The 6302-nt window shown below is 71.6% G+C and carries 5 protein-coding genes; 2 read left to right on the top strand and 3 right to left on the bottom strand.

Features of this window, described 5'->3' with window-relative positions; translation table 11 throughout:
- Positions 1-123 precede the first annotated feature (123 nt).
- A complete protein-coding gene (locus tag ACZ4E1_RS38720) occupies positions 124-2004 on the bottom strand; it encodes an AAA family ATPase (protein WP_467548461.1) in 1881 nt (626 codons plus the stop codon).
- Between the two features lie 407 nt (positions 2005-2411).
- Positions 2412-3053 (bottom strand): uridine kinase family protein, encoded by a 642-nt coding sequence (locus ACZ4E1_RS38715; protein ID WP_467548464.1) that lies wholly within the window; start codon positions 3051-3053, stop codon positions 2412-2414.
- Positions 3054-3289: 236 nt separating this feature from the next.
- Here ACZ4E1_RS38715 and ACZ4E1_RS38710 point away from each other — a divergent pair, with 236 nt between their 5' ends.
- Positions 3290-4681 carry a peptidase C39 family protein gene (locus ACZ4E1_RS38710; RefSeq protein WP_467548459.1) on the top strand — a complete coding sequence of 464 codons (1392 nt, stop codon included), beginning with the start codon at positions 3290-3292 and terminating at the stop codon, positions 4679-4681.
- Positions 4682-4813: 132 nt separating this feature from the next.
- Positions 4814-4963, top strand: coding sequence for an SCO1431 family membrane protein (locus tag ACZ4E1_RS38705; RefSeq protein WP_384627172.1), 150 nt, complete (start codon positions 4814-4816; stop codon positions 4961-4963).
- Between the two features lie 72 nt (positions 4964-5035).
- Here ACZ4E1_RS38705 and ACZ4E1_RS38700 read toward each other — a convergent pair whose 3' ends face one another.
- A complete protein-coding gene (locus ACZ4E1_RS38700; protein ID WP_467548456.1) occupies positions 5036-6277 on the bottom strand; it encodes a glycoside hydrolase family 18 protein in 1242 nt (413 codons plus the stop codon).
- Positions 6278-6302: the final 25 nt, after the last annotated feature.

Here is a 6302-nt window from a genome sequence, read left to right as displayed (position 1 = left end):
CTGCGCCTCATCGGGGAAATGCGACGCGAAGCGTCTGCATTTCAGGGGCGCGGGGAACTGCGCGAGAAGCCCCACCGGCCCGCACCCGGCGACGAACCGGTGAACCCACGGCGTGACCCGCCCCTAGAACCCGGCACCCCCGCGAGGCCCCCGCCCCGAGAGGACCTCCCCGTACGCCTGCATGAGATCCGCCAGCCGAAGCGTCGCCAGGTCGTCCCGCGTGGGCTCGACCAGATACCCGGTCAGCCGAAGGTCCCGATACGCACAGGACTTCTCGTAGAGCGTCCGCAGAAACCGCCCGTTCCCGAGCTCGTCGATCCACCCCTGATCGACCACGTGCCCGGCGATCGAGCGCAGCTCCTCCAGTGCCTCCTCGTCCCACACGTCCCCGTTCTCCCCCGCGAGCACCTCCCCGATGGACGTGAGCTCGAGCGGCCGGTACGAGGGGAAGTCGACCCGGGTCGTGAACCGGGACGACAGTCCGGGGTTGGCGGCGAGCAGCCGGTCCATCCCCTCGGGATATCCCGCGAGGATCACCACCAGATGGTCCCGGTTGTCCTCGGCCCGCTTCAGAAGCACCTGCAGCGCCTCGTCCCCGTACGCGTCCCCCTTCCCGTAACCCGAGTTGGACAGCGCGTACGCCTCGTCGACGAAGAGGACACCGCCGAGCGCCGAGTCGATCAGCTCGTTGGCCTTCACGGCGGTCTGGCCCAGATACTCGCCCACCAGGTCGGCCCGCTGGGCCTCGACGAGGTGATCGCCGCCGAGCAGCCCGAGCGCGTAGAAGACCCGGCCGAGGATGCGGGCCACGGTCGTCTTGCCGGTGCCCGAGGGGCCGGAGAAGACGAAGTGCCGCTTCGGCGGCTGGACGGGCAGGCCCTGACCCGCCCGGAGCCGCGCCATGTTCAACTGCGCGGAGAGCGCCTTGACCTGGCGTTTGACCGGCTCCAGGCCGACCATCCGCTCCAGCTCGGCGAGCGCCTCCTCCAGCAGGGCGGGGTCCGCGGGCCCCGTGGGCAGCGGCGGCGGCACCGGTACGAGGGCCTTCTCCCGCACGATGTCCGTCTCCTCGGGCGGGGGACCGGAGCTCGCGCCCGGCGGCGGCAGATCGGGGCCGGAGACCAGCAGATCGCGGCCGTCGCTCTCGTAGAGGGGGTCCCCGGACTCCGACCCGTCGAGGCCGTCCTGGTAGCCGGTGAGCAGCGGCGCGAGATCGGAGCCGTCCGCGAGATCGGCCAGGCCGTCGCCCTCGGAGATCGCGGCGAGCCGCGCCGAGGTGTCCATGAACGCGGGGTCGACCCGGTGGACCGCCCGGTACAGCGGCAGCGCGGCGGCCGACCGGCCCGTGCCCTCGTGCGCCCGCGCCAGCCAGTACCGCAGTTCCTTGCGCTGCGGCTGCTCGCTGCGGCAGCGCATCAGCGCGGCCGAGAGCAGCGGCTCCGCCTGCCCGTACATCTCAAGACGCACCCGGGCCATCCCGCCGAACAGGCCGGCCTCGATGCCCAGGAGCGGGTCGTCGATCAGCGCCTCGGTGTGCCGGACCAGCTGCTCCCAGTCCTTGACCAGGTAGGCCCGGCAGGCGTGCAGGAAGCGGACGTGCCGGTCCGCGTCGACCGGCGGCAGCGTGGCCAGGGCCCGGTCGAGCTCGGGCACGTGCCGGCCGTCGAGCCAGTGCGAGGCGTGCGCGAGTAAGAGATCACGGGGCTGCTCCAGCACCGGCTGCACCCACCAGCCCAGCCAGTACCAGGAGTTGAGCGTCCTGCGGTGCCGTGTGCGCTGCTCGCCGAAGCGGTCCCGGTGCCGGAACATCCGCAGCAGGGCCGTCGTCGTGTCGACCCGCAGCGCGTGCAGCCCGAGCCAGCCGTCGGCCATGCCCGGATCGATCCGGACGGCGGCCTGGAACTCCTCCTCGGCCTGCGGATAGGCGCCCATCGTGTAGGCGTCGACGCCGCGCAGCCAGGCGAGATCGGCCGGGCCCGTCGGCGTGCCGGTGCCGAAGTCCATCACGTCCCCCACATGCCGTGCCCCCGATGAACCGCTCTGTCTTGGACGGGAGTTGCCACGATGCGGACAGCGAGCCGTCCCAGGCCGCACCGAGAGGCATCGTACCCGCGCGGGCAGGGTGGACCGTAGGGCGCGAAGGGGTCGGATCGGGGCGATCGACGAGGATCCGGTGCAGGTGGGGGCGGTGCCCGATGGTGACCCTGGGTGAACAGGGGGCGCCGCGCCGAGACCGGTTTGCGGCTTTGAGGGCAGAACGAAGCCCCCGATCACGGGGGAACAACCGGGGGCTTCGCGACTGCGGGGCGGCCTCCGAAGGCCGCACATTCAGAACGTAAGTCCTGTACGGCCCCTCGGTCAAGCGGAGTTGAGGCACTCCGGGAAACTCGTGGAAGGCGCTTTCCGGGGGGTCAGCGCACCGCTGGCGGACCTTCACGGTGAGTGACGGAACGGTGCTCCGGCGGGGTCACGGAGGGCCCTTCGCGCATCGTGTACCCCTCCGGCTTCTCCCGACACTCGCGCACCAATTCGTCCGCGAACGGCCAGGACGGGTCGAGGGCGAAGTGCGCGCGCTCGGCCGGGATCCAGCCGTCCCAGAAGGCGCGTTGGGGCTCACCGTCCCGGGCCCGCCCTCGCGCCCAGGACGCCTCGGAGGGCAGATCCAGCCACAGGAGCCGCGCCAGGAACGGCCGGATCGCGCGCCGTCCCGCGCCGACCCCCTCGATCAGCACCACGTCGGCGGCCGGCAGGGCGCGCACGGCGCCGAACCGGCGCGCGTTCCAGTCGTACGTCTCGTAGTGCGCCGTCTCGCCCCGGGAGAGCGGCGCGAGCACCTGGGTACGCAGCCGCTCCGTCCACGCGAACAGTGCGTCATGGCTCGCGATGTCGTCGAGGCGCAGCACGGGCGCCCCGCCGAGCGCCGCCGCGAGCCGGGTCGCGAACGTCGACTTGCCGGAACCCGCGTGCCCGTCGATGCCGATCAGGCGCACGGGGCCGCAGGAGGGCGGCAGCCGGCGCAGCCGGTCGGCGTACGGGGCGAGGGGCGTGTGCAGGTGGTCCACAGCGGTCAGGGTACGTGCCCGCGTACACCGGTCCGCCGGGTGGCACCGCAGGTCATGCCAGTGGTGGAGACCAATATTGATGGGGTGACCGGAGGCGAAACGCTGGTGGAAATCCCGCTCCGGCGGCCATAGTTGGCGCACTGTTCCACCAGGAAGCACACCCCGCGTGCGTGCCGTCCGCCCCGTCCGTACCGTCCGTCCGACCCGTCGACTGGGGGAACCACCTGATGACCCGACCCGATCCCGACACCGTCGAGCACCCCGCGTCCCACCTGTCCCGCAGAAGCCTGCTCGCGGCGGCCGCGGGCGTCGCCCTCGCCGCCACGGCGGCCGGTGCCGCGACCGCCGCGCCCCTCTCCGCCGGAGCGAAGGCGGCGCCCCGCGCCGTGGACAACCACGCGTGGACGACCCTCGCCGACTGGCTCTCCGGCACCGGCCGCGGCACCCGCACCGTCGCCGGCGCCCGCCCGGGCCTGACGCTCGACCGGCCCGCGGGCACCCGCTCGTACACCGACCCGCATCTGAACCGGACGGCCGACTGGGAGTACGCGACCTGGACCTCGCCGGTCCACACCCTCTCCGTCCCCGCCACCGAGGTCATCGCCTCCTGGAACGCGCGCACCCCGGCCGGCACCTGGATCGAGGTCGAGCTGCAGGGCACGTACAGCGACGGCGCGAAGACCCCCTGGTACGTGATGGGCCGCTGGACCGCCGGGGACGACAAGGACGCCGACATCCGCCGCACCTCCGTCGACGACCAGAGCGACGGGAAGTCCAGCATCTGGACCGACACCTTCTCGATCGACGACGCGGCCTCCGGGCTGCGCCTCGTCTCCTACCGGCTGCGGCTGACCCTGCTGCGCACCCCGGGCACCGACACCGCGCCGACCGTGTGGCGGCTCGGCGCGATGGGCTCCGACGTCCCGGACCGCTTCACCGTCCCGGCCTCCGCCCCGGGTCTGGCCGCCGAACTGAAGGTCCCGCGCTACTCGCAGAACATCCACGCGGGCCAGTACCCCGAGTACGACAACGGCGGAGAGGCCTGGTGCAGCCCCACCTCCTCGCAGATGATCATCGAGTACTGGGGCCGCGAGCCGAGCGCCGACGACCTGGCCTGGGTGAACCCGGACTACGCGGACCCGCAGGTCTGCCACGCCGCGCGTTTCACGTACGACTACCAGTACGAGGGCTGCGGGAACTGGCCGTTCAACGCCGCGTACGCCGCCACGTACAAGGACCTGCAAGGTGTCGTCACGCGGCTCTCCTCCCTCACGGACCTGGAGACGCTGATCTCCGCGGGCATCCCGGCCATAACGTCACAGTCGTTCCTCAAGGAGGAGCTGACCGGGGCCGGCTACGGCACATCGGGCCATCTGATGACGGTCATCGGCTTCACCGCCGACGGCGACGTGATCGCCAACGACCCGGCCTCGCCGAACGACCCGGCGGTCCGCCACGTCTACAAGCGGCGTGAGTGGGAGAACATCTGGCTGCGGACCAAGCGCTACAACTCCACCGGCAAGGTCGTCTCCGGCACGGGCGGCGTCTGCTACCTGTACTTCCCGGCCAAGCCCTCGTCCCGCCAGCGCAAGGCGCTCGCCGCCGTGGGCGTGCGCTGACGGGCGGGCCCGCCGCCGCGTGACCAACGTCTCGGCCGCGCCCGGCCGAGGCGGTGGCATGGTGGTGGGGGAGTCGCCGGGGAGATCGGCTCCCGGGGAAGCACCTTCACGTCCACGAACAGCGAGACTGCCATGACCGCGAGCTCCGCCACCGCCCCCGCCGCCGCACGCACCCGCACGGGTGGCCCGCGGGAGGACGGCCCGAAGATCCTCGAGCACGTCCTCGGCTGGACCTTCGTGGTCGTGCTCGCGATGCTCGTGACCCAGCTCGGCTGGATGTGAGCGTGGAGAGTGAGCGGGACCTGACGCGGGGCGGGACCCGGTGCACCCGGATCCCGCCCCTCGTCCGTCCTGTCAGCTGATGGCCCTGATCAGCTCGCCGTTGGCCGTGTCACCGGACAGCTCCCAGAAGAAGGTGCCGCCGAGGCCCTGCTGATTCTTGTAGTCCATCTTCCCGGCGATGGTGGCCGGGGTGTCGTAGGACCACCAGTTGTTCCCGCAGTACGCGTACGCCGTGCCGCCGACCGTCCCCGTGGCCGGGCACTTGGTCTTGAGCTCCTTGTAGTCGTCGATGCCCTGCTCGTACTTGCCCGGCGCGGGCCCGGTCGCCGTGCCGCCGGGCTTCTCCTGCGTCACACCGGTCCAGCCGCGTCCGTAGAACCCGATGCCGAGCAGCAGCTTGGAGGCGGGGACGCCCATCGCCTTGAGCTTGGTGACGGTCGCGTCCGTGTTGTACCCGGCCTTTGGGATGCCGTCGTACGCGGTGAGCGGGGAGTGCGGGGTGGTGGGGCCCTGCGCGTCCCAGGCGCCGAAGAAGTCGTACGTCATCGGGTTGTACCAGTCGACGTACTGGGCGGCGCCCGCGTAGTCGGCGGCGTCGAGCTTGCCGCCCTCGGAGGCGTCGGCCGGGATGGCGGACGTGATCAGGTAGTCGGCGCCGAACTTCGCGCGCAGCGCCGCCATCAGGTCCTTGTACGCCGCCCGCCCGCTGGTGTCGCAGGTCAGTCCGCAGGCGTTCGGGTACTCCCAGTCGATGTCGATGCCGTCGAAGACATCGGCCCACTTGGACTTCTCGACGAGGTCGTAGCAGGACTGGGCGAACGCGGACGGGTTCTTGGCCGCCTCCGTGAACCCGCCGGACCAGGTCCAGCCGCCGAAGGACCAGAGGATCTTGAGGTCCGGGTGGAGCTTCTTGAGCTTGCGCAGTTGGTTGAAGTTGCCGCGCAGCTCCTGGTCCCAGGTGTCGGCGACGCCGTCCACGGACTGGTCCGCGGTGTACGCCTTGTCGGTCGCGGCGTAGGCGTCGCCCATCGTGCACTTGCCGCCCTGGACGTTGCCGAAGGCGTAGTTGATGTGGGTGAGCTTGTCGGCCGAGCCGGAGGTCTCGATGTTCTTGACGTGGTAGTTCCGGTCGTAGACACCCCACTCCGTGAAGTAGCCGACGACTTTCGAGCCGGCCGCCGCCCGGGGGGAGTCGGCGGTCTCGCGTGCGGTGGCGGTGCCCGCGGAGGCGAGCAGCCCGGCGCCGAGGACGGCGCAGCACGCGGCGGAGACGAGCGCCTTGAACGAGGCGCGCGGGAGGTGCGGTCGGAGCATCGTGTCTCCTCGTGGGGGAGGGGAG

The sequence above is a fragment of the Streptomyces sp. NPDC025806 genome, from assembly GCF_055558275.1.
Note: the sequence above shows the minus strand (reverse complement) of the source record. Positions and strands in the feature narration are given on the sequence as shown.